This window comes from Metabacillus halosaccharovorans, from assembly GCF_002019635.1.
GTDB classification, from domain to species: domain Bacteria; phylum Bacillota; class Bacilli; order Bacillales; family Bacillaceae; genus Metabacillus; species Metabacillus halosaccharovorans.
Map to the genome: position 1 here is coordinate 481,527 of NZ_KV917371.1, position 24,289 is coordinate 505,815.

At 37.5% G+C, this 24,289-nt stretch carries 26 protein-coding genes; 13 read left to right on the plus strand and 13 right to left on the minus strand.

The genetic code is table 11. The features are described from left to right. Nucleotides 1–112: 112 nt before the first annotated feature. Entirely contained in the window at nucleotides 113–553 is a 441-nt protein-coding gene (locus BK577_RS02370) for a cell wall hydrolase (RefSeq protein ID WP_026559170.1), read from the minus strand. Between the two features lie 272 nt (nucleotides 554–825). On the opposite strand from BK577_RS02370, the gene BK577_RS25685 reads away from it, so the two are divergent. Next, nucleotides 826–1,014 (plus strand): hypothetical protein, encoded by a 189-nt coding sequence (locus BK577_RS25685; RefSeq protein ID WP_139367250.1) that lies wholly within the window; start codon nucleotides 826–828, stop codon nucleotides 1,012–1,014. 429 nt (nucleotides 1,015–1,443) lie between these two features. Here BK577_RS25685 and BK577_RS02375 read toward each other — a convergent pair whose 3' ends face one another. Next, nucleotides 1,444–2,181, minus strand: coding sequence for an SDR family oxidoreductase (locus tag BK577_RS02375; protein WP_078431445.1), 738 nt, complete (start codon nucleotides 2,179–2,181; stop codon nucleotides 1,444–1,446). Nucleotides 2,182–2,215: 34 nt separating this feature from the next. Beyond that, entirely contained in the window at nucleotides 2,216–2,470 is a 255-nt protein-coding gene (locus tag BK577_RS02380) for an Atu4866 domain-containing protein (RefSeq protein ID WP_078431446.1), read from the minus strand. A 221-nt stretch (nucleotides 2,471–2,691) separates the two neighbouring features. Between BK577_RS02380 and BK577_RS02385 the strand changes: the two genes are divergently transcribed. Then, a complete protein-coding gene (locus tag BK577_RS02385; protein WP_078431447.1) occupies nucleotides 2,692–3,615 on the plus strand; it encodes an AraC family transcriptional regulator in 924 nt (307 codons plus the stop codon). A gap of 223 nt (nucleotides 3,616–3,838) precedes the next feature. On the opposite strand, the gene BK577_RS26720 is transcribed toward BK577_RS02385, so the two are convergent. The 3 genes from BK577_RS26720 to BK577_RS26730 are packed head-to-tail and all read right to left on the minus strand — an operon-like array spanning nucleotide 3,839 to nucleotide 4,532. Next, nucleotides 3,839–4,054, minus strand: coding sequence for a YetF domain-containing protein (locus tag BK577_RS26720; RefSeq protein WP_342743264.1), 216 nt, complete (start codon nucleotides 4,052–4,054; stop codon nucleotides 3,839–3,841). Then, nucleotides 4,033–4,347, minus strand: a complete 315-nt coding sequence (locus BK577_RS26725) for a DUF421 domain-containing protein (RefSeq protein ID WP_342743265.1) — start codon at nucleotides 4,345–4,347, stop codon at nucleotides 4,033–4,035. The genes BK577_RS26720 and BK577_RS26725 overlap by 22 nt, the downstream gene beginning before the upstream one ends. A gap of 29 nt (nucleotides 4,348–4,376) precedes the next feature. Beyond that, nucleotides 4,377–4,532 (minus strand): DUF421 domain-containing protein, encoded by a 156-nt coding sequence (locus BK577_RS26730; RefSeq protein ID WP_342743266.1) that lies wholly within the window; start codon nucleotides 4,530–4,532, stop codon nucleotides 4,377–4,379. A 182-nt stretch (nucleotides 4,533–4,714) separates the two neighbouring features. On the opposite strand from BK577_RS26730, the gene BK577_RS02395 reads away from it, so the two are divergent. From BK577_RS02395 to BK577_RS02425, 7 genes are all read left to right on the plus strand, one after another. Then, a complete protein-coding gene (locus BK577_RS02395; RefSeq protein WP_078433435.1) occupies nucleotides 4,715–5,227 on the plus strand; it encodes a DUF3231 family protein in 513 nt (170 codons plus the stop codon). Between the two features lie 402 nt (nucleotides 5,228–5,629). Then, a complete protein-coding gene (locus BK577_RS02400; protein WP_139367251.1) occupies nucleotides 5,630–6,565 on the plus strand; it encodes a phosphate/phosphite/phosphonate ABC transporter substrate-binding protein in 936 nt (311 codons plus the stop codon). Continuing rightward, entirely contained in the window at nucleotides 6,562–7,404 is an 843-nt protein-coding gene (phnC, locus tag BK577_RS02405; RefSeq protein ID WP_078431448.1) for a phosphonate ABC transporter ATP-binding protein, read from the plus strand. The genes BK577_RS02400 and phnC overlap by 4 nt, the downstream gene beginning before the upstream one ends. Next, nucleotides 7,397–8,203 carry a phosphonate ABC transporter, permease protein PhnE gene (gene phnE, locus BK577_RS02410; RefSeq protein WP_078431449.1) on the plus strand — a complete coding sequence of 269 codons (807 nt, stop codon included), beginning with the start codon at nucleotides 7,397–7,399 and terminating at the stop codon, nucleotides 8,201–8,203. Before phnC ends, phnE begins: the two co-directional genes overlap by 8 nt. A gap of 20 nt (nucleotides 8,204–8,223) precedes the next feature. Then, the gene (locus BK577_RS02415) at nucleotides 8,224–9,018 is read left to right on the plus strand and encodes a PhnE/PtxC family ABC transporter permease (protein ID WP_078431450.1); all 795 of its coding nucleotides are present in this window, start codon (nucleotides 8,224–8,226) and stop codon (nucleotides 9,016–9,018) included. An 18-nt stretch (nucleotides 9,019–9,036) separates the two neighbouring features. Then, entirely contained in the window at nucleotides 9,037–9,783 is a 747-nt protein-coding gene (locus BK577_RS02420; protein WP_078431451.1) for a tyrosine-protein phosphatase, read from the plus strand. A 217-nt stretch (nucleotides 9,784–10,000) separates the two neighbouring features. Beyond that, complete coding sequence (locus BK577_RS02425) at nucleotides 10,001–10,648, plus strand: GntR family transcriptional regulator (protein WP_078431452.1); 648 nt, start codon at nucleotides 10,001–10,003, stop codon at nucleotides 10,646–10,648. A gap of 150 nt (nucleotides 10,649–10,798) precedes the next feature. Here the strand turns inward: BK577_RS02425 and BK577_RS02430 are convergent, their stop codons facing one another. Continuing rightward, complete coding sequence (locus BK577_RS02430) at nucleotides 10,799–12,130, minus strand: CoA-disulfide reductase (RefSeq protein WP_078431453.1); 1,332 nt, start codon at nucleotides 12,128–12,130, stop codon at nucleotides 10,799–10,801. Nucleotides 12,131–12,374: 244 nt separating this feature from the next. Here BK577_RS02430 and BK577_RS02435 point away from each other — a divergent pair, with 244 nt between their 5' ends. Beyond that, nucleotides 12,375–13,511 (plus strand): endonuclease, encoded by a 1,137-nt coding sequence (locus tag BK577_RS02435; protein WP_078431454.1) that lies wholly within the window; start codon nucleotides 12,375–12,377, stop codon nucleotides 13,509–13,511. A gap of 130 nt (nucleotides 13,512–13,641) precedes the next feature. Here the strand turns inward: BK577_RS02435 and manA are convergent, their stop codons facing one another. From manA to BK577_RS02450, 3 genes are all read right to left on the minus strand, one after another. Next, the gene (gene manA / locus BK577_RS02440; RefSeq protein ID WP_078431455.1) at nucleotides 13,642–14,598 is read right to left on the minus strand and encodes a mannose-6-phosphate isomerase, class I; all 957 of its coding nucleotides are present in this window, start codon (nucleotides 14,596–14,598) and stop codon (nucleotides 13,642–13,644) included. A gap of 21 nt (nucleotides 14,599–14,619) precedes the next feature. Further along, nucleotides 14,620–16,539 (minus strand): PTS fructose transporter subunit IIABC, encoded by a 1,920-nt coding sequence (locus BK577_RS02445; protein WP_078431456.1) that lies wholly within the window; start codon nucleotides 16,537–16,539, stop codon nucleotides 14,620–14,622. A gap of 136 nt (nucleotides 16,540–16,675) precedes the next feature. Next, nucleotides 16,676–18,595, minus strand: a complete 1,920-nt coding sequence (locus BK577_RS02450) for a BglG family transcription antiterminator (protein ID WP_078431457.1) — start codon at nucleotides 18,593–18,595, stop codon at nucleotides 16,676–16,678. A 174-nt stretch (nucleotides 18,596–18,769) separates the two neighbouring features. On the opposite strand from BK577_RS02450, the gene BK577_RS02455 reads away from it, so the two are divergent. Continuing rightward, complete coding sequence (locus BK577_RS02455) at nucleotides 18,770–19,663, plus strand: AraC family transcriptional regulator (RefSeq protein ID WP_078431458.1); 894 nt, start codon at nucleotides 18,770–18,772, stop codon at nucleotides 19,661–19,663. A 126-nt stretch (nucleotides 19,664–19,789) separates the two neighbouring features. On the opposite strand, the gene BK577_RS02460 is transcribed toward BK577_RS02455, so the two are convergent. Beyond that, entirely contained in the window at nucleotides 19,790–20,416 is a 627-nt protein-coding gene (locus BK577_RS02460; protein WP_078431459.1) for a metal-dependent hydrolase, read from the minus strand. A gap of 524 nt (nucleotides 20,417–20,940) precedes the next feature. Between BK577_RS02460 and BK577_RS02470 the strand changes: the two genes are divergently transcribed. Then, nucleotides 20,941–21,114: a hypothetical protein gene (locus BK577_RS02470; RefSeq protein ID WP_026559180.1), complete on the plus strand. Its 174-nt coding sequence runs from the start codon at nucleotides 20,941–20,943 to the stop codon at nucleotides 21,112–21,114. 102 nt (nucleotides 21,115–21,216) lie between these two features. Then, nucleotides 21,217–21,465: a hypothetical protein gene (locus BK577_RS02475; RefSeq protein WP_078431461.1), complete on the plus strand. Its 249-nt coding sequence runs from the start codon at nucleotides 21,217–21,219 to the stop codon at nucleotides 21,463–21,465. A gap of 65 nt (nucleotides 21,466–21,530) precedes the next feature. Here the strand turns inward: BK577_RS02475 and BK577_RS02480 are convergent, their stop codons facing one another. Together BK577_RS02480 and BK577_RS02485 are read right to left on the minus strand one after the other, a co-directional pair. Beyond that, a complete protein-coding gene (locus tag BK577_RS02480; protein WP_078431462.1) occupies nucleotides 21,531–22,973 on the minus strand; it encodes an NAD-dependent malic enzyme in 1,443 nt (480 codons plus the stop codon). Between the two features lie 231 nt (nucleotides 22,974–23,204). Next, on the minus strand, nucleotides 23,205–24,275 hold the full coding sequence (locus tag BK577_RS02485; protein WP_078431463.1) for an AbrB family transcriptional regulator: 1,071 nt from the start codon (nucleotides 24,273–24,275) through the stop codon (nucleotides 23,205–23,207). Nucleotides 24,276–24,289: the final 14 nt, after the last annotated feature.

Consider the following 24,289-nt stretch of genomic DNA (forward strand, 5'->3'; position numbering starts at 1 on the left):
CTTGGCTTGTCGCCAAGTCCTAATGGCGAAAGCCTTAGTTTTTCTTATACTATCATCCATAAAATTCATATGCTTTCTGATAGTACAAAAAAGCTTACCTGCATGAGTAAGCTTAACCACTATACACTCCATCACAAGTTCCAGCTTTTGGTTCATAATAACAATGATTTTTAAATTGTCCGGCAAAAGGCTGACCATACCATGTAGGTGGGCATGGAGCATATGGATTAAAATACCAAAGGGCATACTTAGCCGGGTGTTGTCTCCAAAAGTCCAAATTCTGTCTCGCTAATCTTCTTTCCGATTCTCGGGCTCTTTGATAAAACATATTACCTTTTTGAACAGCTTCAAAGGAATAATTTCCACCTTGCACTTGATAAATGACTTGAGGGACTGTTCTCAGTCCTTCAAAGTCTGAACAATTAGCTACTAACCGATTAACAATGACATTTCCAACATATAACATGCCTTGTTTTCCTTCACCTTCAGCTTCTGCCCTCATCATTCTAGCCATTAAATCAACGTCTGAACTTCGGTAACTTGCTCTTGCCATTTTAATCACCCCAAAAATATAGTATGAAAAAAAATGGGTGTTGATACCATAGTTATTAATTATGCAGACTTGTATATCCAATAAACTTATTTTTTATGAAAACCTCTTAAATTTCAATTTTCAAGGTTTTCAGCTCCATTGAAAAGTAAAATCAACAATTTATAAAAACTTCAAAGTCTATCAGAATCTTCAATTCTTATTTCAGTTACTTCACAATTTTCCCTTCTCTGAATACTATACTGTGCCCAATTAAATTATACGGAGGAATTAACTTGAAAATTGAGAAAAAAGTTACGTATTATGGTTATGACCTGTTAATTAATTCTGTATTATATAAGCGGTGTATACATTGTAATGAATGGTATGAATTTAAACACGAATTAGGCTATTGCCCTGACTGTATTTTTTCCTATGAAGCACATTTGAGTAAATCGAAGGAATTGGAAACGAAGTTTTTGTAACCCTTTACAATAGTGTGGTTAAAATGGATGTTTTGAATTTTCGTCCTGTTTTTTGTTACTAACCGTTTTGAACCTATAAAGAGTGGAGATAACGATCAATTATTCTTAAATCTTAACGAGAATCTTTTTAAATAGTTTAAACCTGCAATGTGTCAATACAAATGACTTATGATCCTATTTGTAACTCCCTCTTTCTTATCTATATAGAGTGAGCTTCTTGGTAAAGCTTTTTTATAATAGTCTCATACTTAGCTAAAACGAAGAATTTGATTTGAGCCTATCCTTTTTTAATTGGAGTTTTTGCATTTCCTAATATATAAGGATTGAATAGCATTTTTAATCAAACTTTATTCCCAAACAATAGCTAGATTGTTTGGGAATATGACTGCCTGATTCGTTATTCGATTACAAAGAAGTTTATTGATAGCGTTAAGCAAGTTGGGCTGTGGGCCGAACAACCAGCTCGTTCACATCTACATCTTCTGGCTGCTCTATCGCATAAGCTATGGCACGAGCGATGGCGGAAGCCGGGAGAGCGTCGCGTCGGTATGATTTCATCAGCTCTCTAGCTTCGTTGTCTGAAATGCTCTCTGCGAGCTCGGACTCAGTCACACCGGGAGAAACGAGCGTTACCCGGATGTTGCCATCAACCTCCTGTCTTAAACCTTCCGTGATGGCACGAACGGCGTATTTGGTAGCACAATATACCGCTGCCGTCGGCGTGACCGTGTAGGCACCGATGGAAGCCACATTAATAATGTGACCGGATTGCTGCTCTTTCATAACCGGGAGGCCTGCAGCAATGCCATGCAGAACCCCCCGGATATTGACGTCGATCATTCGGTTCCATTCGTCGACTTTCAAGGCTTCCATGGGAGATAGAGGCATCACACCGGCGTTGTTCACGACGACGTCCACACGGCCGAACTGGCTATGCGCCAAGTGAATGATCGTTTGCATCTGATCGATATTCGTAACGTCTAGCTGTTGATAAGCGACTGAACCTCCTTCTGCCTCAATGAGAGATGCCAGAGCTTCCAGTCTTTCTACCCGTCTAGCTCCAATGACGACATGGGCGCCCCGGCTTGCCAGAAGCTTCGCCGTTGCTTCGCCAATCCCACTGCTTGCACCTGTAATCACAACTACTTTCCCATTGATTTTAGACATTATACATTTCTCCTTTTGATTTGATTTATAAAAATTATTTTTCACGATAGAGAACCATACCGGCGTGATAGAGCACCGAATCGCGGAAATCTCCGTCTGCCGTAAACCCTGTATCATCCACATATTCTATATGATCGCCTACGATGGTATATTGGCCTTGATAAGCGCTCTTCCGGTTTCCACGCGCTTCTTCGTACCGGCCGTTCGGCAACAACTCATGCCGGATGTAACCGTCTTTTGTTATCCACATTCCAACATAAGGATGTTTTTTTACATTTTGAGTATTCATTTTAGAATATTCTTCCCCTTCCATTTGCGAATGTACAAGTGTATCTACCTGATCATCGGTTCCACTGTTACGAACTTCCTACCTGTGCACCGCAATTTTTTATATAATTATTATCTTATCAGGGGAAAGTTAGGCGGTAGCAGAATCATACGAGATGATTGCCTAATCCTCCAGAAAAATGTAAAGTTAAGTTATTCGTGTGAAAGGAAGGGGATTAGAGGATGAGTGAATGGTTCGAAAAGCAAAGGAGAGAACTGCTACAGATTATAGAGAAATCCACACCAGAAGACGGGATACATGACACACAAGTTCCTGGTTTACGCTTTATTCGTGCTTCCCAGTTATCCGAGCCTGTTTATTCAGTCTATGAACCCTCCCTTTGCATCGTAGCGCAGGGTTCCAAGGCGGTTATGTTGGGGCAAGAGGTGTACCAGTATAATCCAAGTAGCTATTTAACTGCCTCGATACATTTGCCGATTACAGGACAAGTGATAGAAGCTTCGAGAGAAATACCGTATTTAAGTCTGCAGATTCTATTCGATATGAACCAGATTCTTGATGTCATTCAGGTATCTGGGAAGACCATACGAGCAAGAGGGGAGGCCAGTCGAGGGTTGAAAGTAAGCAGGATGAAGGATACGCTCATGGACGCAGTGCTAAGGCTTGTGAAACTGGTCGAAGCGCCGGAGGATATCCCGTTGCTGGTGCCTCCTACCATTCGGGAGGTTATTTATCGGATACTTCAAAACGAAAGCAACACGTCTTTGACGCAATTTGCAGTCACCGGAAGCCATGCACAACGAATTGCAAGGGTCGTCGAGAAGCTTAACCGCAACTTTGCACAGCCCCTGCGTGTAGACGAATTGGCAGCAGAGGCTCGAATGAGCTCCTCGTCTTTGTATCATTATTTTAAAGAAGTCACTGGGATGAGTCCGATCCAGTTTCAAAAGCACCTTCGATTGCAAGAGGCACGCCGTCTGCTCTTTTCTGGATCAATCGATGCGGCGGAAGCTGCGTTTCAAGTTGGATATGAGAGCCCATCGCACTTTAGCCGGGAGTATGCGCGGATGTTTGGACTGCCGCCAGTCAAAGACGTTCACCGGTTACGCAACTCCCTTATTGACGAGAGAATGGAAAATTCTTAATTATATTCTTGTTTTTATTCGTTACAACTTGTGTTAAATGATTTCTGTATGTCAAGAGAAAGGTAGTTTACTTTAACAGTTTTCAATATCTTCTGGATGTTTATTTCATATACGGTGGCTTATCCCTTGGTTTATATACATTATCGAATTTGATCAAACACAAAATTATCTAAACTAAAAATCCGACATGACTCTTATAGGAGTAGGAGACCAACATATGATCCTATTTGTAACTCCCTCTTTTCCTATCTATATAGAGTGAGCCATCTTCTTGAACTTCAGCGTAAAAAACGTCCTTTATCGACCTAATTCCATTTTCCTCCAATTTTGTATTAAGACAGTTTTCATCCAAATTGTATTCATTTAAATTTCTTTTTATAACGTTACCATCAGTAATGACACTCACTGGAAGTGGAATTATTTTATTAGGTATTGGCATATTGAAATCCTTTTTTGTGGGAATTGACTTTCTTCCTTCTTCACTACTGACAACTCTCCATTAACTTCAAGTATTGCATATCGAACATCTAAAATAGAGAAAATATTTTTTTGTCTTAGCAAAGAATTTATAGAATCTATATCAAGTTTTGTCTTTCTCATAACATCTTCCATCATTTTTCCGTTCTTTATGACAATCTTCGGTTCTCCCTCAAGAACAATCCTAGCTTTTTTGGAATTTAATACGATATAGTCTGATAAGAGTGTAATCGATCCCCAAAGGATAAGCGCCAATACTCCGTTACCCACACTAAGCTGTTTATTTACTGCAAGATTGCTCCAATTGATCCTATAGCAATAGCAGATACAAAATTAAAAAAGGTCATTTGACTTATTTCTTTCCGGCCCATAATCCTTACCATTATGAACATGATTAGAAAGGTTAGTAATACTCTAATGATTAATTCAATTCCTGACATCTTCTTTCACCCACAATTCATTCTTATTGCATTATTGTTACTATTTACAGTTTTATTTTTGTCAATTATAGATAATGAATAGATAAAAATAACCAGCACATACTATTTTTTGTCTAGCAAGACATCAACCTTACTTAGGAGAATTTTTAATGGATTTTAAGAAAACAATAGGGAGTGCTTTTATGGGAATTTTAAGTGGTAATCCTCAAAACGAACCATTACACTATGGAGAGGTTTTTGGTGCTTGGTCTTTTCTGTTAGCTTCAAAGGGCATGGTAGCAGGATACCAGACAAAACTGAATCATGCAGGCGATGAGGATCTTCGCAAACTATTAGTCGAAGCCATAGAACAATGTCAACAAGAAATGAAACAAATTGAAAATCTGTTAAAGGAAAATGGAGTCGGACTACCTCCTACACCACCAGAACGTCCCAATGCTCGATTAGAGGATATACCAGTAGGAGCAAAATTTATGGATCCTGAAATTGCTGCTACTTTATCTGCTAATATTGCCGCCGGGTTGGTTTCATGTAGTCAAATGATTGGACAGTCCATTAGAGAAGACATTGCTATGATGTTTGGGCAACTACATACACAAAAGGCAACTCTTGGTGGCAAGGTCCTTCGACTCAACAAAGAAAAAGGATGGCTAGTGCCACCTCCCCTGCATCTAAATAAAGCAGATGATTGTTAGAAATGAATGAAACCAAAAAGCAACAATTTTTTAACGTTTTAATAGCCTTAGCAAATGAGCTAAGGCTTATTTAGTTTCACTTGTATTTTTTTAAAAAAGCTTTCACTCTCTAGCTTCAACGCCACTTTTCCTTTCAATACATACTACTACCTCTCACACCCACCCAGTTATTAGACACTTTTTTTAACTTTACATTTATTAACTTAATCTTTACACCAGGAAAATATTAAGTTAACAATCTATCTGTATATTTTAGTTGAATACAAGTTGAATACAACGAGGGGTGAGAGCATATCAAATCTCTATTTTTACATAGATGAGGTAATCAATGTTTGGTCTTAAAAATCGCAGTAAGGATCTATTTAATAATTGTTAATTAACTTTAAAAAGGAGACAAACAAAATGATGAAAAAACTATCAAAACTATTTCTAACAGTAGGACTTATATCCACTTTGGCAGCTTGCGGGAATGGAGCGAATTCATCATCTTCTGCCTCAGCTGACACTGAAAAAAAAGGATGGCCGGAAGAACTGACTTTAGTTCAAATGCCAAACGAAAACAACCCCAATGCAGCTTCTATGCATACCTCATTGAGAGAGCACCTTTCAGAAGAATTAGGAATTGAAGTGAAGGAGTTTGAAGGGGGCAGCTATGCTGTTGGTATTGAAGCTTTAGCAAGTGGAAATTTAGATGTGATGCTCGCTAGTCCAATGAGCTATTATCAAGCAGATAAAAAAGCAGGGGCGGAATTGTTAGTTACTCCTCATGTAGAGGGTCTTGAATATTATACGGCTTTTATTACAAAAAAGGATAATGATGAAATCAACAATATGGAAGATTTAAAAGGAAAGAACTTTGCCTTTGTAAATGCTGCTTCATCTTCCGGCTATCTTTTTCCAAAGGGGACTCTGGTACAGGAGTTTGATCTAGATCCAGATTTAGTTGAACAGTCCGGCTACTTTTTTGAGAATGTGACCTTTTCCGAATCACATCCAAACAGTGCCATGGGTGTAAAGATGGGTGACTATGACGCAGCGGCAGTGGCTAAAGGTGCTCTAGATAGTATGATTGAGGCGGGAGCTGTTTCAGAAGGTGATTTCAAAATTATCGGACAGACAGACAATATTCCTGACGCTTCTTATATTGTTCGCGAGGATTTACCAAAAGATTTTAAAGAAGCTTTAAGAGATGCGTTTGTATCATTTGATGATGAGAAATATTTTGAGGCTGTTCATAATGATCCAAATGCTAGATTTGCAGCGACTGAACAAGACTATTATGATCCTACGATTGAAATGCTTGATGCCATAAATGCTTTAGAGGAAGAATCAAAATGATGAATCCAATATTATCAATAAAAAACCTAGTTAAAGTGTACGGAAAAGATACACGTGCTTTGAATGGAATTTCTTTAGATTTCTATCCAGGTGAATTTATTGTTGTTATTGGTCCTTCTGGTGCTGGAAAGTCAACCTTTATAAGGTGTATTAATCGCCTTGTAAACCCGTCGGAAGGGGAAGTTATATTCGATGGTCAGCATTTGGAGAAACTAAATGGGCGGAAATTACGCAAAGAGAGATCAAAAATAGGAATGATTTTTCAGCATTATAATTTGGTCGGCAGAACAAATGTCATTAAAAATGTTCTCCATGGCCAATTAAGCAACATTCCTTTATATAAGAGTCTGCTTGGTCTCTATCGTCATGAAGACAAGCAAGAAGCCGTTGAACTTCTTAAAAAAGTTGGTCTCCAGGACCAAATTTATAAACGAGCTGATGAGCTTTCCGGAGGACAAATGCAAAGGGTTGGAATATGTCGGGCGATCTTACAGAGACCGAAGCTATTGCTTGCGGACGAGCCGATCGCGTCATTGGATCCTCTTTCTGCCAATATTGTCATGCAGCAGCTTCATACGATTTCTAATGAAAAAAAATTAACATGTATTGTCAATCTTCATCAAGTTGATTACGCAAAAAAATACGCCACACGTATTATTGGAATAAAAAAAGGGACAGTTGTTTTTGATGGAGCACCATCCCAATTAACAGATGAGATGATTCAAAATATCTATGAAGGAAAAGAATCGCAAATGAAGCTTCAAAGTGCAAGTGCAACACATTTAGAAAATGAAGGAAAAAGAAAAATGCAAGTGGCGGTGGGACAAAACGATGAATAATAAAACTGCACATGTTCATAAAATCCCGCTCGATCACAGAGATTCTAAACAAACATTTGCGGTTGTGGCAGCAATACTAGCCGTACTAATTTTCTCTGTTATTTATTTAGAGATTTCTTTTATAGACATGCTTATGGGCTTACCAAGCTTTGTGATGTTTTTCTTTGAGAAGTTTTTTCCGCCAAACGCGGAGAATATCCAACAATATATTCCAGCGGTAATTGATACGCTCGGTTATGCGGTCATCTCAACTTACATTTCTACAATTATTGCGTTTATTTTTGGAATATTAATCTCGGAAAATACCAATAAATTTAAAACATTACGAGTGGTAACCCGCGGTTTTGTCTCAATTTTACGAAACATCCCTTTTATTATTTGGGGAGCGTTATTGATTTATATTTTTGGTATTGGCGGGATTGTTGGCGTTTTGGCATTAATTCTTGTCACAATCGGATTTTTAAGTAAAAGTTATGCAGAATCAATCGATGAAATTTCCGGAGAAAAGCTTGAGGCATTACGGGCGAATGGTTCCTCTTATCTTCAAATCTTGTTTCATGGAGTGATCCCCCAGTTTGTTCCAGCTTGGATTAATTGGACATTATTTGCCTTTGAAATTAATGTCCGAGCGTCCGCTGTATTAGGTCTTGTTGGAGCGGGTGGTATTGGTGTCTTAATTGATACTAATATTAATTTGTTCAAATATGGAGAAGCAATTACGATTATTGCGGTAGTTGTCTTGATTATTTTATTAACAGAGTTAGTAACCAATTCGATTCGGAAACGTTTCGTTTATTAACGTAAGGAGATTAAAAACAAATGGAGCATATTCGAGTCACGTCAAAAGGAAGTATTGGCAAGGCGATTCTTCTTTTTCTTCTATTGGGTACTGTGTTTATTGCAGCGGTGAATCTTATTAACCTAGATATGCAAAAGTTTTTTGAACGATTAGAAAATGTTCCAGACGTTTTAAGCCGAATGATGGCTGTCGATTTCTCAATTGTTCCTGATGCTCTTTTGAATATTGTGACCAGCTTAGCATTGGCTTTATTAACATTGGTCGTGGCTGTTTTTTTAGCTATGTTTTTAAGTTTTTTAGCAGCATCAAATATTGCACCAAATCGTTATGTAGCGATTTTTATTAAAGGTTTTTTCGCCATCGTTCGTTCTGTCCCTTCCTTGGTTTGGGGGTTAATGGTAATTGCAAGCCTGGGGTTTGGCAATGTGTCAGGTTTTATTGCCATATTGATCTCTGCAGTCGGCTACCTAGTCAAAACGTTCACAGGAAGTATTGAAGAGTCGGGCGGCGAGATTATTGAAGCGATGAAGGCAACAGGGGCTTCCTGGTTCAAAATTGTTTACCACGGATTGATTCCCCTTTGTATAACTGCTTTTGTTGCTTGGATTACTGTTTGTTTTGAAATGAACGTTTCTGAATCTATCGGTTTAGGAATGATAGGGGTTGGCGGTATAGGTCTTTTATTAACACAAGCGATTAATACGTATAACTATGCTCAAACAACGACAATTGTCATTATGATTTGTATTCTTATGGTTGTGCTTGAATTCGTGATGACGAGAATTAAAAATAATATAAAATTTGGAAATCGTTGATAACAGGAGGATCTTTTTATGAAAAATGCAAAATTAAATTGGGTTCGTTTACCCATCGATAGCTTAGAAAATTGTCGGGAGTTAGGTGGCTACAGCACACCAGTTGGAGAACAAACAAAGTGGCATTCCTTTTTAAGATCCAGTGATATGAGTAAGCTCACACAAGAGGACATTCTCTTTTTAAAAGAGTACGGGTTAAAAACCGTCATCGACCTGCGTGGTAAAGATGAAATCGAGACTCATAAAAATCCACTTGCAGATGAGGATTTCTGTCAATATCATAATATATCGTTTATTACCCAGAGAGTTTCAGATATTACTCTAACCACGTTTGACGTTTCCATGGGAGATTTCTACATTGATTTGTTGGAACAAAAAAACGATCAAGTGAAGAGAATTTTTGATGTGATTGATCAGTCTGAAGAAGGATGCATCGTCTTTCATTGTGCAGCCGGAAAAGATCGTACCGGGGTCTTAGCTATGCTGCTTTTAGGCTTAGCAGGAGTGGAAAAGAAAGATATTGTCTCTAATTATGAAGTAACCTACACAAACTTGGAGTCTATTCAACAAATCGAAAATCCGTATGAAAATATTCCAAAGGAATACATGTATTCAAATCGTGACTATATTATAAAAGTTTATGATTACATCCTTCATACCTATCAAAGTGTTGATCAATATTTAATGGCAAAAGGTGTGGAGCAAGATGTCATTGATCGGGTAAAAGAACGGTTTATTGGACTTGGCGAACCTGTTGCACTATAAAGATAAAGATGTTCAGCAGTTAAAGAAGTGTTCGTGCACTTCTTTTTTTCTTTTAAACTGTCATGATGGTTTCAACATTTTACTTATAAAAAACAACGATTTGTGAATTGCGATTGTTTTTTTCCCTTTATAGAGCTAGTTGCCTCAAATAGTATTGCGGAGGATGATAGAATTATATAGAATTAGTGTGTAATTCAGTTTGAAAGGAATTGTAAAAATGACCCAACAATCACTGGTTGACATCGCATATACAAAAATCCGTGAGAATTTAATTAATGCAACTTATATGCCAGGACTTTTTCTATCGGAAAATGGGTTAGCAAAAGAACTGAATATGAGCCGAACTCCTATTAGAGTTGCCATTTCCCGCTTAGAATCAGAGGGATATGTCTCATCTATTAAAAACCGTGGAATCATAGTAAAAGAGATTTCGATGAAAGAAATGTTAGATATAGCACAAGTTATCTTTTTTTTGCAGGAATTCTCGGTAGATGAAATTGTAGCGAAGAGAGACAGTTTCAATCTTGAAGAATTAAAAATGTATCTAGACCTCCAACTTGAAGCGGAAAAGAATAAAGAATATTTTCACTATGTTCAAAATTCAATCCTTTTTACTCGTTGTATGGTTTCGTCCACAAATAATAAATTAATGCTAGAATTCATGGATTCGTTAAAAGATAAATTTGTACGAATGGCTGTTGTTAATTGGAAATTAACTCCTAATCAAAAGCATTATTCTGCAAATCAAATAAACAAATTAATTTACGAAGCGATTAGTTCGGAAGATTATTCTAAAGCTAAGCAGATCGGAAAAGAATATTTATCAAAATGGAGAAAAAGTATCATTAATACCAACGCATTGTGATTCTCATTCAACAAGATGCATGCACAATAAATGAGTGTTCATAGATTAGGCGACAAAGCGTTTCTTTAAGAAAGCTTTGTTGCCTTTTTAAGTTTCAAGTTCATTGTTTTCTTATCGTAGTAAATAAACATCTTCTCATTAAGAATAAAGTTACTTCACTCGTCTAGCCGCCTGCTGAATAGGATCCCAAACACCATTATACGGCGGAGCGTACGCAAGATCTAAATCAAGCAGTTCATCTGTTGTCATCGAATGGAATATCGCAGTTGCCAGCACGTCTATTCGTTTATCGATCCCATTTTCCCCGATAATTTGACCGCCGAGTACTTTATATGTTTCTTTATGATAGACAAGCTTCAAGTTCATCTTTTTATCATCAGGATAGTATCCCGCAATATCCCTTGATGTAATGCTTATAGAGCTACATGGAATATGCAGCATGTTTGCCTCTGTTTCAGATATCCCTGTTCTTCCTAAAGTTAATCCGAAAAATTTTATGATTGACGTGCCTACAACACCTTTAAATGTTTTAGGTATATTTACGATGTTCACCCCTGCTATTTGCCCTTGTTTATTCGCATGTGTTCCTAATGGAATATGATCATCCTTTTCTTTTACTCGATGATATTGTGTTGCACAATCTCCTGCAGCATAGATATCTTTAATACTTGTCTGCATATAAGCATTTACTTGTATAGCTCCATTAACACTTGTTTGGATACCGGTACCTTCCAAAAATGTTGTGTTAGGTTTCACACCTACAGCGACTAATACTAAGTCTGTTTCATATTTTCCTTTATTGGTTTTTACAAATTCAACATGTTCATTACCGCCGAACGATTCAACAGATTCACCCAGTTTTAACTCAATGTTTTGCTTAACTGCTTCTTCATGAATAAGTTCTGCCATTTCTTTATCAAATATTTTGGCTAATTGTTCATTCCGTTCAATGATTGTTACCTTTTTCCCGAGCTCTGCAAAGCTTTCAGCCATTTCAAGGCCAATGTACCCTCCGCCAATTACCGTTACATTTTTTATATCCTTTTCAAGATAATTCAAAATGGCCTTAGCATCAGGAATTGTTTTTAAAGTGAAAACCCCAGGAAGTTTGACACCTTCCCAATTTGGAACAACAGAGCTGACACCAGTTGCAATGAGAAGGCGGTCATACGGTAAACTAAATGCCTGACCACTACTATGATTTAATCCCTTTACCATTTTATTTTCAACGTCTACCGCTTCTACTTCATGTAAAACTCGAGCATCTATGCCGTATTTTTCTTTAAACGTTGACTGTGTCCTGGCGATTAACTTATCTGTTGACTCAATTTTTCCGCTAATGACATAAGGCAGGCCACATTGCCCGTACGAATACACACCACCCTTTTCTAAAACCGTAATTTCAATTCCAGAGCTGTTTCGTACAATTTGCATGGCTGCGCTCATGCCTGCTGCATCTCCACCAATAATAACTACTTTCATCGTCATCCCTCCTTTGTTTATTTTCCATTTATTACGGATTTTTAAACATTTTTTACTCTAGTAAATATGTCTCCCTTCTAAGAATTTGGGTACATATAAAACTTTCATTTATACCTTATAAAATATGTATTTCCTCCTGTTTCTTATTTGCAAATGATTTTTTTACAATATAAATACACTCTCTTTACACTACGGTGATAAGTTGTTTTCGTATCAAAATAATATGAATTAGGAGGATTTTTGCATGAGAAATGTAGAGAAGTTTCGTTATCTTATTGTCATTGCTTTGGTTTTATTTACATCGCTTTTTTCATTTGATTCTTTAAGAGCAGCTAGTACATTAACAGTTTCACAAGCTATTCAGACACAGAATAATTCAGTACAAACAGTTGAAGGGTATGTGGTAGGAAAACCAATTTCTTCATCAACAGTAGTAAAAAGTAACTTTCCTGATGATTATGCTTTAGCTATAGCAGATAGTAGTAGTGAAACAGATTCTTCAACAATGCTATATGTTCAGATTCCTTCTCAATTTCGGTCTCAATTCGGATTAAAAACCAACCCGGATCTAATGGGAGAGAAACTAAAAGTGACAGGTCAATTAACAGCCTATTACTCTCATCCAGGGTTAAAAAACACATCCCAAATGACAATCGTGGGTTCAGATGATACTCCTGAAGATACACCAGAAGACACATTAAGTGACTACTATGAAAATGCGCTTGGTAAGACAGGTACCAGCTTAAAAACGGCTTTACATAACATCATCGATGATCATACTGAAATTTCCTATTCAAATGTCTGGGAAGCACTAAGAAACACAGATGAAGATCCAGCTAATCAGAATAATGTTATTCTTCTATATACCGGCCGCTCTCAAAGCAAAACATCTAATGGATCATCCATTGACTCATGGAACCGTGAACATGTTTGGGCGAAATCACATGGTGACTTTGGAACGTCTATGGGAGCTGGAACAGATCTGCACCATTTGAGACCAACAGATGTCTCAGTTAATAGTTCAAGAAGCAATAAAGATTTCGATAATGGCGGCACTGCACAAAAAGAAGCGCCTGATACGTATGCTGATAGTGATTCTTGGGAACCACGTGATGAAGTAAAAGGTGATGTTGCCAGGATGATTTTCTATATGGCTGTGCGCTATGAAGGAGACAATGGAGAGTTAGATCTGGAGGTAACTGAAAAAGTAAATAATGGTTCTGCTCCATTGCATGGAAAGCTATCAACATTGTTACAATGGCATCAACAAGATCCTGTTGATGATTTCGAACAAAACCGCAATGAAGTCATTTATCAGGATTATCAACATAATCGCAATCCATTTATAGACCATCCAGAATGGGTAGAGGCGATTTGGTAATAACCTTCTTAAATAATTTTGAAAAAGGTCACAACTGTGGCCTTTTCTCTTTTCTACAGAAAAACAAGTGAAGAAATATGTATTGTTTTCCCCACTTGTCTTTAATTGTATCTCTTCCTAATTATGAATATTATACATGTGATACGATAAACTCAGCCTCACCTGAAAGTTTATATTCACCCACTTCATGTGGAAGTATAAAATGACTGCCTTTTTCCATTGAGAAAACTTTTTCATCAATTGTGATAGTACCTTTCCCTTCTGTCACACTGACCTGTAAAAAGTCTTGATCATGTATCATGGATGCTTCTCCATTTAATTGCCAATGGTATACGGTGAAATAATCTGATTTTGTTAATGTCTTTGTCGTTAAACCGCCCACCTTGGACTCATCTTGTTCTGTTTTCACATCTTGATGTGGGACAGTTGTTACTTCTATCGAACGATCTAAATGCAGCTCACGCTTTTGACCACTTGAATCAGTACGATCATAATCATATACACGGTACGTAATGTCAGAACTTTGCTGTGTTTCCAGTATAGCGATACCTTTTCCAATTGCATGAATCGTACCGCTTGGGACATAAACAAAATCACCGGCTTTTACGTTTTTACGACGTAAAAACGTTTCCCATTCTTGATTTGAAAGCATTCTCTCAAGTTCTTCTCTTGATTTTGCATGGTGTCCAAGGACAAGCTCAGCACCTTCTTCTGCACTTAACACATACCAGCACTCTGTTTTTCCGTATGGAACACCTTCTACTTCACGTGCAAATGTATCATCCGGATGAACCTGTACGGAAAGATCAGTATTTGCATCTAATATTTTTACAAGTAATGGATATTCCTCATTATTAGATGCACTTTTATTAAATAATTCTCCATGTTCCTGCCAAGCATCTGCAAGAGTTTTTCCTGTCAGAAGACCATTTTTAATAACACTTGGGCCATGAGGGTGGGCAGAGATAACCCATGCTTCCCCGGTTTTTTCATAAGGAATTGTATACCCAAATTCAGTGTGCAGCTTTTGTCCACCCCATATTCTCTCTTGAAAAACAGGCTCTAAAAATATCGGTTCTTTATACATTCGGTATCCCCCTATTTAAACTTAATGAACTTCCTCTAACACCGCCATTGCTTCTTGTTTAGAAGAAACGTTCAATAGCTGATTTCTAAAATCTTCATCCATTAACTTACGAGACAGCATTTGTAAAATCTTCAAGTGTGCATCACCGGCATTTTCCTCCGGCACAGCAATCATGAAAATAAGCTTTGCGTCTGTACCGTCAAGACTATTCCAATCAACACCATCACGCTTTATACCAAAAGCGACTGCCGGTCTTTTTACAGCGTTTGACTTACCATGTGGAATAGCAATATTCATGCCAAGTCCTGTTGAGCTTTGTTCTTCACGATTTAGGATTGCTTGTTTATACTCGTCCTTAGAAGTTAATATACCTTGCGAATCAAATTTTCCAATTAGTTCATCAATAACAGCATCACGCGTTGTTCCAGCTAGATTAATATTCATTAACTCCACGTTCGTAATATCAACCAATTTTTCAATTTCCTGCTCTACTTCTTGTTCGGGAGCAATTGTAGTACTTCCCTCTTGTATTTTATCATTAGATACAGTTTCAACATCTTTTTTCAAAAAATTAACCATAAATGCTGTAACAAGGACACCTGCTATTGCTGCGATAAAGAACATCACAACATGATCCACAGCACCTAATATGGCAACAATAGGGCCGCCATGTGCTACTTTGCCCCCTACATTTCCAAGCATAGCGATGACAGATCCCACCACAGAACCAGCAACAATACTTGGAATAACACGAATCGGATCTTGTGCTGCAAATGGAATGGCACCTTCTGTAATTCCGAAAAGACCCATTGTGAATGATGCTTTACCAGCTTCCCTCTCGTTAGGAAGATATTTTTTCTTATTCATTAATGTTGCAAGACCCATCCCAATTGGCGGGATACAGATAGCAACCGCAATTGGACCCATAATTTCATAGTTTCCTTCAGCGATCATGGCAGACCCGAATAGGAAAGCTACTTTGTTAAATGGTCCACCCATATCAACTGCGATCATGGCACCAAGGATGACTGCCAATAGAATAGAGCTTGCTCCTTGCATACCAGCAAGCATTGATGTTAACCCTTCAAAAATCTGGGCAACTGGAGCACCAATAACGAAGATAAATAAAAGCCCAACGATAACAGATGAAAAGATTGGGATAAAGATAATTGGCATAACAGGCAGTACTGCTTTTGGAACTTTAATTTTCTTAATGCCCAAGGCAATATAACCTGCCAAGAAACCTGCTATAATTCCTCCAATAAAACCAGCACCTGCTTCACTTCCGTAAAAGCTTCCGTTTGCTGCAATGTAACCGCCAATCATACCTGGTACTAACCCCGGGCGATCAGCTATACTTACTGCAATAAAGCCAGCTAATATCGGAATCATAAACATGAAGGATGTTGCACCTAGAGTTTCAATTTGTTTCCAAAAAGAGCCCTCAGGAATGACGATCCCGCCTGGTGTTTGTTCACCACCAAGAGTTAAAGCCAACGCGATTAATAATCCTCCTACCACGATGAACGGAACCATATATGAAACACCGCTCATTAAGTGCTTATAGATTGGATTTTCCTTTTGCTTACTCTTTTGCTTAATTTCACCTACTGACTTCAACTCTGGTCTGTAGAGTGGCACATCACCACTTTTTATTTTTTCGATCAATTCTTTCGGCTTACGAATTCCATCTTGTACACCTGTAACGATTACTTTCTTTCCAACAAACCGATCCTTTGGTACTTCTTTATCTGCTGCGATGATAATGCCATCTGCTTCTGCAATATCTTGGTCTGTTAATCCATTTTCAATCCCAATTGAACCTTGTGTCTCTACTTTAATATCAACACCTAATTCCTCGCCTGCTTTTTGTAAATTTTCAGCAGCCATATATGTGTGAGCAATCCCGACCGGGCATGCTGTGACAGCTAAGATCTTCATGAACCTTTCCTCCTTAAAGCCTTTGATGTAATTGCTTACATTCATTGTACTAGTCATTAGGTCATGAATTGATTTTTATTTTTACCAGAACTTCCGGTAAAAATAAATTAATACCGGAAGTAAAAAAGAAACCCCTTTATTTTAGCTTCTCCAGAAACTCTTTTACACTGCTTGATCCTATTAAGGAATGAATAAATGACGGGGTTTCACTATAGGCTACAATTTGTCCGACAGCTTTACGATTTAGTTTTGGATCTTGAGTCGATATAGCTAGCATAAAAACAAGGGAAACTTGCTCATTTCCCCAAATTATTGGTTCCTCCAAAAGAGCAATAGCAACTGCGGAATGATTAACCATTGTTGGACTTCCATGTGGAATGGCGATTAATCCACCGATCGATGTAGATGACTTTCTTTCTCTTAGAAGTGCACTATGAATAAACTCCTTTGTCACGAAACCTTTTTCATATAATATATTACCTAACATTTCGATCACTTGAAAAGGATGCTCTTTATCAACATGTATGTGAACTAGATCTCCTCTACTAAGTTGTGTCAGCACCTTCTTTTCATTACTTATTACCTGTTTCTTCTCCATTTCGGTTAAAAACTGATTCAGTTTTTCCTTATCCTTTGCTTCCAGCAAAGGTGAAATCGTAAGATGAGGAATACTAACCTGTTTTAACTCTACTGTAGAGATGATAAAATCAACGGTTTTCCCCTTCAAATATTCGCTTAATTCAGCTTGTCCAATACACCCAACAACTTGCATATCTTTGTAATGCTGTTCAATCTTAGCCTGTAATAAATGGGACATACCAACACCCATATGACAAACAATTAAGGTTCTTCGCTGTTTTCCTCTTTTTTCTTTTAACCGTTCAATTGATGCCTGGAAATGGAGAACTAAGTAAGCTGCCTCATCCTCGGGGACTTCCAGTTCGTGATTTTCCTTAATTTCATTCAACGCTAGCAACACCATATTAAACAAATATGGGTACATTTTTTTGATATTTGGTAAAAGTGGGTTTGTGATAGGAAAACCATATTTAATACGGTTAATGACCGAGTGTACATGAACGATTAACCCGTTTTTTAAAATCGGATCATCTGTAAATGGAAATAATGTCATTGTACTAAGTTTTGTTGTTAAGTCTTTAATAACATTTAACAAGAAATTATCCTTAATAAACGGGTCCTCTATTGCATCATTTTTTCTTTTTCCACTAATCAAATGCCAAGTAAAATAGATTCGCTCATCTTCAGGAAATTTAACTCGGAAAGCAGACTCAAGCTGTTCAAAAAAGGGAATAGCATATGAATATTCTTTGGAAGAATAAGCTGCCTCCTTTTCTTTATCCGGAACCGTAACAGGCGACTTTTGACGCGTTCTTTTCATCATAATAAGTGAATGAACAAGTAAACTCTCTATTGCAGCATCAGTAAATGAAATCGAATTCTTTTGCTGTAATTCATTCAATGCTTTTTTTACGGCCGTTATTTCATAAGGCTGAAACAGTTCAAGTACATAATTTTTAGTATCTGATACAGAAGAAAGGAGTTCTGATAAATGTGCCAATGCACTGCGTTTTCGTAGTTCGGATCCTTGAACAATATTTCCTAATCTCGGTTTGGAAATCAGCTCTAGTTGATATGCTTTAAACCATTTCGCAATGCTGTCAAGATCCTTTTTTATCGTAGCCTTTGGAACATAGTACTTCTTCGACAGCTCCTGCAAAGTAATCGCTTTATTACTTACTAATAAATGATAGGCAATTTCAATGAATCGATCTTCCGGAGTTTTCGGCTCAGTGGATAATAGCTTTTGAAACATTTCAGACCTGCTCGCTTCTTCAATCTCTAGTGTAATCCCAATCCCCGGTTGCCGACTTAAATAGGCAGATGGATAATCTGCTAAAAGCTCCTCAATTACGTTCAAGTCATTACGAACTGTCTTTTCCGCACATCTCAGCTGTTCCGACAAATCCCCTATATGTAAAGTTTGTCCATTCTGAACTAATAGCGTTCTTAATAATTCTTTTTGTCGATCGTTCATAGCTGCACCTCTCTCAGGTAGTCAAACAGTAGTGTAGCTCATTGTACTCATTAATTCAATCATTGGTATGAGTTTAGTATATTATCCACTCTAGCCTTATTTGTAAAATAGCAAAAAATGTTAAGAAGAAAGAGATACATGCTGATATAGTGTATTTAAGGCAGGTGAGGGATTATGGATTATGTTAAATGTATACAACGAACGCTTGATTACATTGAAGAAAACCTTGATAAACAAATGACACTGGAAACCTTGGCAGAACTTGCTTGCTTTTCTCCCTTTCATTATCATCGTGTCTTTCAGACTTTGGTGGGGGAATCTGTGATGGATTATATTAGAAAAAGAAGGCTAACAAATGCAGCAGAGCGTCTATTCTATACAGATGAAAAAGTGGTTCATATAGCATTAGATGTTGGTTTTCAATACCAAGAATCCTTCAACAGAGCGTTCAAAAAGGTCTATGGTGTTTCACCGAAGCAGTATCGCCGTGCCAAGAGCATATCCGGACCCTTATTTGGGAAATCCTGCCTTCATTCAATACCAATATCAGGAGGAGAGAAGATGGAACCAAAAATAGTGACTAAATCTGCGTTTAATGTGATTGGATATGAATTATTAACAAAGAATGATAACGGTCAGAACAATAAAGATATCCCTGAATTTTGGCAACAATATATGACAAAGAATTTAGGGTGTAAAATTCCTAATCCCTTATACAAGCATGTGGAACTTGGTATTTGCACAGATTTCAACTCTGAAACAGGTGAGTTTGGTTATATCATTGGAATGGAGGTGGAAAAGGGATCACAAGCACCTGAAGGTATGGTGTACAAAAGTTTTCCTGAACTGGAATATGCAGTGTTTACTACACCGAAGTCGGATGAGGAATCATTTACAGCTTCGATTCAGTCCACTTGGAATTATATTTTTACAGACTGGTTTCCACGATCAGGTTATGAACATTATGGTGAAGTAGAATTTGAACTGTATGATGAAAGATGCTACGGTTCGGAGAATAAAGAAATTGATATCTACATTCCAGTAAGGAAACAACGTGTGAAATTATAAGCAGCCTTATCTGAACACTAACAGAAATTTTTAAAAAATAGCCCTCTCTCAAGTTATAGCGAGAATTGGGCTTTTTGTATCCTGACAAATAATTAAAATATTTGAATCTATTACTTATTACACACACTAAAATTCCTTCGAAGAAAAAGGCAAAAAGAATTTAACCCCCCTCTTATTAAATGGTAAAACCTTCATATCAGCAATCAAATGACTGCCATAACTAAGTAAGCATGTTAAAAACACACCGTCCACACTGATGGAGGCTTGAAAATAATGAGCAATGAAGGCAAAAAATCCAATCCCTACTAGTGAGTGGGTGTAGCTTCGGTGAGGAATAAAAGAAGCAACTATTATATAGATCCCTAATAAAATGAGCCACATTTCTTGTAATGAAATTCCTCCTAAAAGGACTCCTAATCCGGTAATTGTTAACATATGCCTTTGTTTAATTTGAGAAGCAATTAAAATGATAGCAAGTCCAACGCCAATACCCAGCCATTTTTCTCGACCTGTTCCTTCAAGAATTGTGTAGACGATCATCATTAACCCGATTAATTGTGCCACAGACCGAATCAATGTATGCGAGAAAGTGATTCTATTACTCAATTTCCCATCTATATCAATATCAGGAATCAATCCTCCTATGCCACCTATCCCCACTAATAATAAGGTTATTGTCGGGTCAGCTTGCACCGACTGGGCAACGATAAACCCTGTTCCGGCCCCTATTGTTCCATGTGCAGTTCCATTCAATTTATCCACCTATTTCTATGTAAAAATTTCATCAGCATATTATTATACACCAAAAAAAGCGGGATAAAGGTTGTGTTTAACTTTGGAATAGTTATTTTTATTAAAAACGTAAAACATTCGGTTTAAAGACAAACTTTTTTATAAAAGGTCAATATTCTTTTATATGTTTCCGTACCCACTAAACAACCAATGATCGAGATCCACTCATTATGAGACATCATCTTTAGTCCGTAATAAATACAAGTACTGACTAAAAGGTCTGTTATTAGAAAGGTTTTAATGGAAGAGCTATGAATAACAAGAAAGAAAAACTGGTTCGACATATTTTTGTCCATCCTGTTTCCACCTTTTTCATTTTTACCTATGAGTATGTTTTAGGAGCACTGTCCTATTCATATTGGAAATGCAACAAACCTTAAACACAAAGAATTAAATGTTTTTTTAAAGGATAGTAACCATTTAAATCATCCATAATAAAACTGGTGTTCAATCACCCACTTACTTTCGATGTGGAGGGAAATGACATGAATATTCGCGAAGGCTTAATTCCGACTGCATTAGGTTCAGCTGTAACAGCAACTGGTTATGCATTAAAACAAAAACGCGGTTCAAATAAAATGATCGCAAACACAGTTTTTGGATTCGGTTTAGCCCATGTAGTATTAGGTGCCATTGACCTTGTACAACATCGTCGTTAGTGATCGACGAGCATAATTTTTATGCTCGTCTTTTTTTGAAGACTAAAATCAATATGTAGACAATTAACATAGTATATAAGAGACATAAGAGAGGTGGATATAATGTTGTTTGTTACTTTGTTATTACCGGTCATTGTACCTTATGGATGTCCTGTGACTTTTTTGGATCCACGGGCTAATTATAAAAGAGAAACAGAATTCTTTACCTGGATAACATCCGTTAAAGAAGAGAGTCCACAATATCCACAAGTACCATTATTAAAAAGTGAAGAGTTCGAAAAGCATCAAGCTACTTTTATTGAAGGTGAACAAGAAACGCAAACGAAATTTGTCCCTAGCAGGGTATCATAATATGTTTCCATGCACTCAAAAAAAAGAATGCCCATTAAATGAACATCCTTAGAGTCACATATATATTAGTAAGTTGTTGCTAGTGCATTTTCTTCCTTAAACAAGTCCTTTCTAGCGACACCTGACTTATATGCCGCTTCAACGACTGCTTCTCTTACTTTCTCTACTACTTTTTGATTAAAGACACTTGGGACAATATATGTTTCACTTAATTCCTCGTCAGAAACAACACTTGCTATAGCTTTTGCTGTCGCTAACTTCATTTCTTCATTAATTTCAGATGCACGGCAATCAAGAGCACCCCGGAAAATTCCTGGAAAACATAAAACATTGTTAATTTGATTCGGATAATCTGATCGGCCTGTCGCTAAGACACGTACAAAAGGTTCGGCTAGGTCAGGGTCAATTTCCGGTACCGGGTTTGCTAGCGCAAAGACAATTGGGTCATTCGCCATTGTTTTTAAATGACTTTCAGTTAATACTCCTGGTGCAGATACACCGATGAAGACATCCGCTCCTTTAATCACATCACCTAGAGCACCCTTTTCATTATAGGGATTTGTCATATTCGCAAAGTCCGTCCAATTCTGATGATCATATACCTCATCACGGTGAAGAGCACCTGCACGATCTACACCAATAATATGCTGAACACCAGCTGCAATCAGCATTTTCGCACAAGCTGTTCCTGCAGCCCCAACACCGTTTAGAACCACTTTAATCGATTCGATTTTTTTGCCCGTTAACTTAAGTGCATTATAAAGACCAGCCAGCAATACAACAGCGGTCCCATGCTGATCATCGTGAAAAACCGGGATATCTAATTCCTGTTTAAGTCTTGCCTCAATTTCAAAGCACCTTGGTGATGAGATATCTTCAAGATTGATTCCACCGAACGCTGGTGCAATTGATTTTACAATGGAAACTATTTCATCAGGATCTCTTGTATCCAAGCAAATAGGAAATGCATCAACACCTGCCATTTGTTTAAATAACATCGCCTTACCTTCCATAACAGGCATGGCTGCGAGCGGACCAATATCTCCTAATCCAAGAACAGCTGTACCATCTGAAACAACTGCAACTGTATTTCGTTTAATCGTTAAAGAATGTGCTTTAAGCGGTTCATCAGCAATCGCACGACACACTTGAGCAACTCCCGGCGTATAAACTCTTGATAAATCATCACGGTTTTTAATTGGATTTTTTGGTGTTACTTCAATCTTGCCTCCAAGATGTAAAAGAAATGTTCTGTCTGAAACAGAGATGACCTTAACACCTTGTAAGTTTTGAATAGCATCCATTACACTCTGTCCATGTTGCTGATTTTTCACCGTGATGGTGATATCTCGTACAGTTTGGACTTTACTAGTGGAGATGACATCAATACCTATAACATCTCCGCCTGTTTCACCAATGACTTTTGCTATTTCACTAAAGGTAATAATGTTTTTCTGAAAATGTAATCGAATAATGATATTCATGCTTGCATTGCTCAATTGAGACATGTTTAACCTCCAAAAGCTTTACCTTTTCTGGGGATATTGAAAACAACCATTCTAATTTTTGTACGTAGCGAAGCTTGTAAGCTTGCTGAAACTAGATTGGTTCTGTTGGAAGCGTTTTAATATCCTCACTACGATCGTAATACAAATCATGAAGTTTGTAACCGTTCTCTACATTTATTGTTTTAAATTTATTTCAGATATTTTGTTCATTTTGTTTATGGGGTTTCATGTTTAGCCGATATCTGCCGCTTCATGCTGATGTTCATTTTTACCGAAGTACCCTCTTAGAAAAATCGGAACAATAAATAAGATAAAAAACACCCGAAATAACTGATAAGCTGCTACTAATGACACATCTGCCTGGACAGTATGAGCAGTGACACCCATTTCAGGCAAGCCACCTGGGGCAATACATAGAAAAGCAGTAGCGATTGTCATTGGATAAAAAATATGTAACACATAGGCAAGGAAAAAGGCGAAGCCTACGATTGAAAGACCTGATAATAGTGTAATGGGTAATAACCTTTTCCAATCTCCCAGCATATCTACCTTCATACTCAAGCCCAGGTATATCCCTAAACACAGCTGAGCTATAAGGTTTACAGATGAAGGTAATTCCGACGGTTCCATACCTGTTATTGAAAGAAAAGCTACTGATAGGAGTGGTCCAATAATCCATGGAGTTGGGCATTTATAGTGTACAGCTATTTTTGTCACTATAAATATGAGAGAGAGATAAAATAGAGTCTCCAACCCCACAATTGATTGCTCTGCTCCTGAACTTTCTTCCATAGGTAAAACTGCTTCTGCACTTGAGAACGTATGAATAGCCAAGGTTGGAACAATAAATATGACAGTTAGCATTCTAATCGTTTGCATGAACGTAACAATTGTAGGTTCTGCCCCTTTTATTTCTTCACTTAACACCACCATTTGTGATAAACCACCTGGGGTTGTCCCCATCACAGCACTTGGAAAAGAGGTAGTGGTAAATTTTGAAATGAGCGTTGCCATGATTAGCCCAAATCCGACCATAAGTGTCGTACTAAGCACCATTGATGGAAACTGATGCAGAATTTGTCTTGCACTTTCTGCTGTAAAAGATAAGCCCATACTATATCCCAGAACGAACTGACCTCCATTTTTGAATCCAACCGGCCAATTCAACTCCCGTTTGGTAAAAAGTTTCCATACAATCACAGCTGTTAGTGGACCTAACATCCATGCCAAAGGAAGCTGAAGCATATGAAATAAAAAGCCGCCGCCCATTCCAATTATGACTGTTTCTATAAACTTGAACAACTATATCTACCCCC

Bases quoted from the DNA above. Each gene is read 5' to 3' on its own strand.
- BK577_RS02470 (WP_026559180.1), top strand. From the start codon at position 20,941: ATGAATATTCGCGAAGGCTTAATTCCGACTGCATTAGGTTCAGCTGTA.
- BK577_RS02400 (WP_139367251.1), top strand. From the start codon at position 5,630: ATGATGAAAAAACTATCAAAACTATTTCTAACAGTAGGACTTATATCC.
- BK577_RS02445 (WP_078431456.1), bottom strand. From the start codon at position 16,539: ATGAAGATCTTAGCTGTCACAGCATGCCCGGTCGGGATTGCTCACACA.
- BK577_RS02385 (WP_078431447.1), top strand. From the start codon at position 2,692: ATGAGTGAATGGTTCGAAAAGCAAAGGAGAGAACTGCTACAGATTATA.
- BK577_RS02435 (WP_078431454.1), top strand. From the start codon at position 12,375: ATGAGAAATGTAGAGAAGTTTCGTTATCTTATTGTCATTGCTTTGGTT.
- BK577_RS02370 (WP_026559170.1), bottom strand. From the start codon at position 553: ATGGCAAGAGCAAGTTACCGAAGTTCAGACGTTGATTTAATGGCTAGA.
- phnC (WP_078431448.1), top strand. From the start codon at position 6,562: ATGATGAATCCAATATTATCAATAAAAAACCTAGTTAAAGTGTACGGA.
- BK577_RS02395 (WP_078433435.1), top strand. From the start codon at position 4,715: ATGGGAATTTTAAGTGGTAATCCTCAAAACGAACCATTACACTATGGA.
- BK577_RS02430 (WP_078431453.1), bottom strand. From the start codon at position 12,130: ATGAAAGTAGTTATTATTGGTGGAGATGCAGCAGGCATGAGCGCAGCC.
- BK577_RS02375 (WP_078431445.1), bottom strand. From the start codon at position 2,181: ATGTCTAAAATCAATGGGAAAGTAGTTGTGATTACAGGTGCAAGCAGT.
- BK577_RS26730 (WP_342743266.1), bottom strand. From the start codon at position 4,532: ATGTCAGGAATTGAATTAATCATTAGAGTATTACTAACCTTTCTAATC.
- BK577_RS02420 (WP_078431451.1), top strand. From the start codon at position 9,037: ATGAAAAATGCAAAATTAAATTGGGTTCGTTTACCCATCGATAGCTTA.
- phnE (WP_078431449.1), top strand. From the start codon at position 7,397: ATGAATAATAAAACTGCACATGTTCATAAAATCCCGCTCGATCACAGA.
- BK577_RS02480 (WP_078431462.1), bottom strand. From the start codon at position 22,973: ATGTCTCAATTGAGCAATGCAAGCATGAATATCATTATTCGATTACAT.
- BK577_RS02415 (WP_078431450.1), top strand. From the start codon at position 8,224: ATGGAGCATATTCGAGTCACGTCAAAAGGAAGTATTGGCAAGGCGATT.
- BK577_RS02380 (WP_078431446.1), bottom strand. From the start codon at position 2,470: ATGAATACTCAAAATGTAAAAAAACATCCTTATGTTGGAATGTGGATA.
- BK577_RS02475 (WP_078431461.1), top strand. From the start codon at position 21,217: ATGTTGTTTGTTACTTTGTTATTACCGGTCATTGTACCTTATGGATGT.
- BK577_RS26720 (WP_342743264.1), bottom strand. From the start codon at position 4,054: ATGCCAATACCTAATAAAATAATTCCACTTCCAGTGAGTGTCATTACT.
- BK577_RS02450 (WP_078431457.1), bottom strand. From the start codon at position 18,595: ATGAACGATCGACAAAAAGAATTATTAAGAACGCTATTAGTTCAGAAT.
- BK577_RS02455 (WP_078431458.1), top strand. From the start codon at position 18,770: ATGGATTATGTTAAATGTATACAACGAACGCTTGATTACATTGAAGAA.
- BK577_RS02425 (WP_078431452.1), top strand. From the start codon at position 10,001: ATGACCCAACAATCACTGGTTGACATCGCATATACAAAAATCCGTGAG.
- manA (WP_078431455.1), bottom strand. From the start codon at position 14,598: ATGTATAAAGAACCGATATTTTTAGAGCCTGTTTTTCAAGAGAGAATA.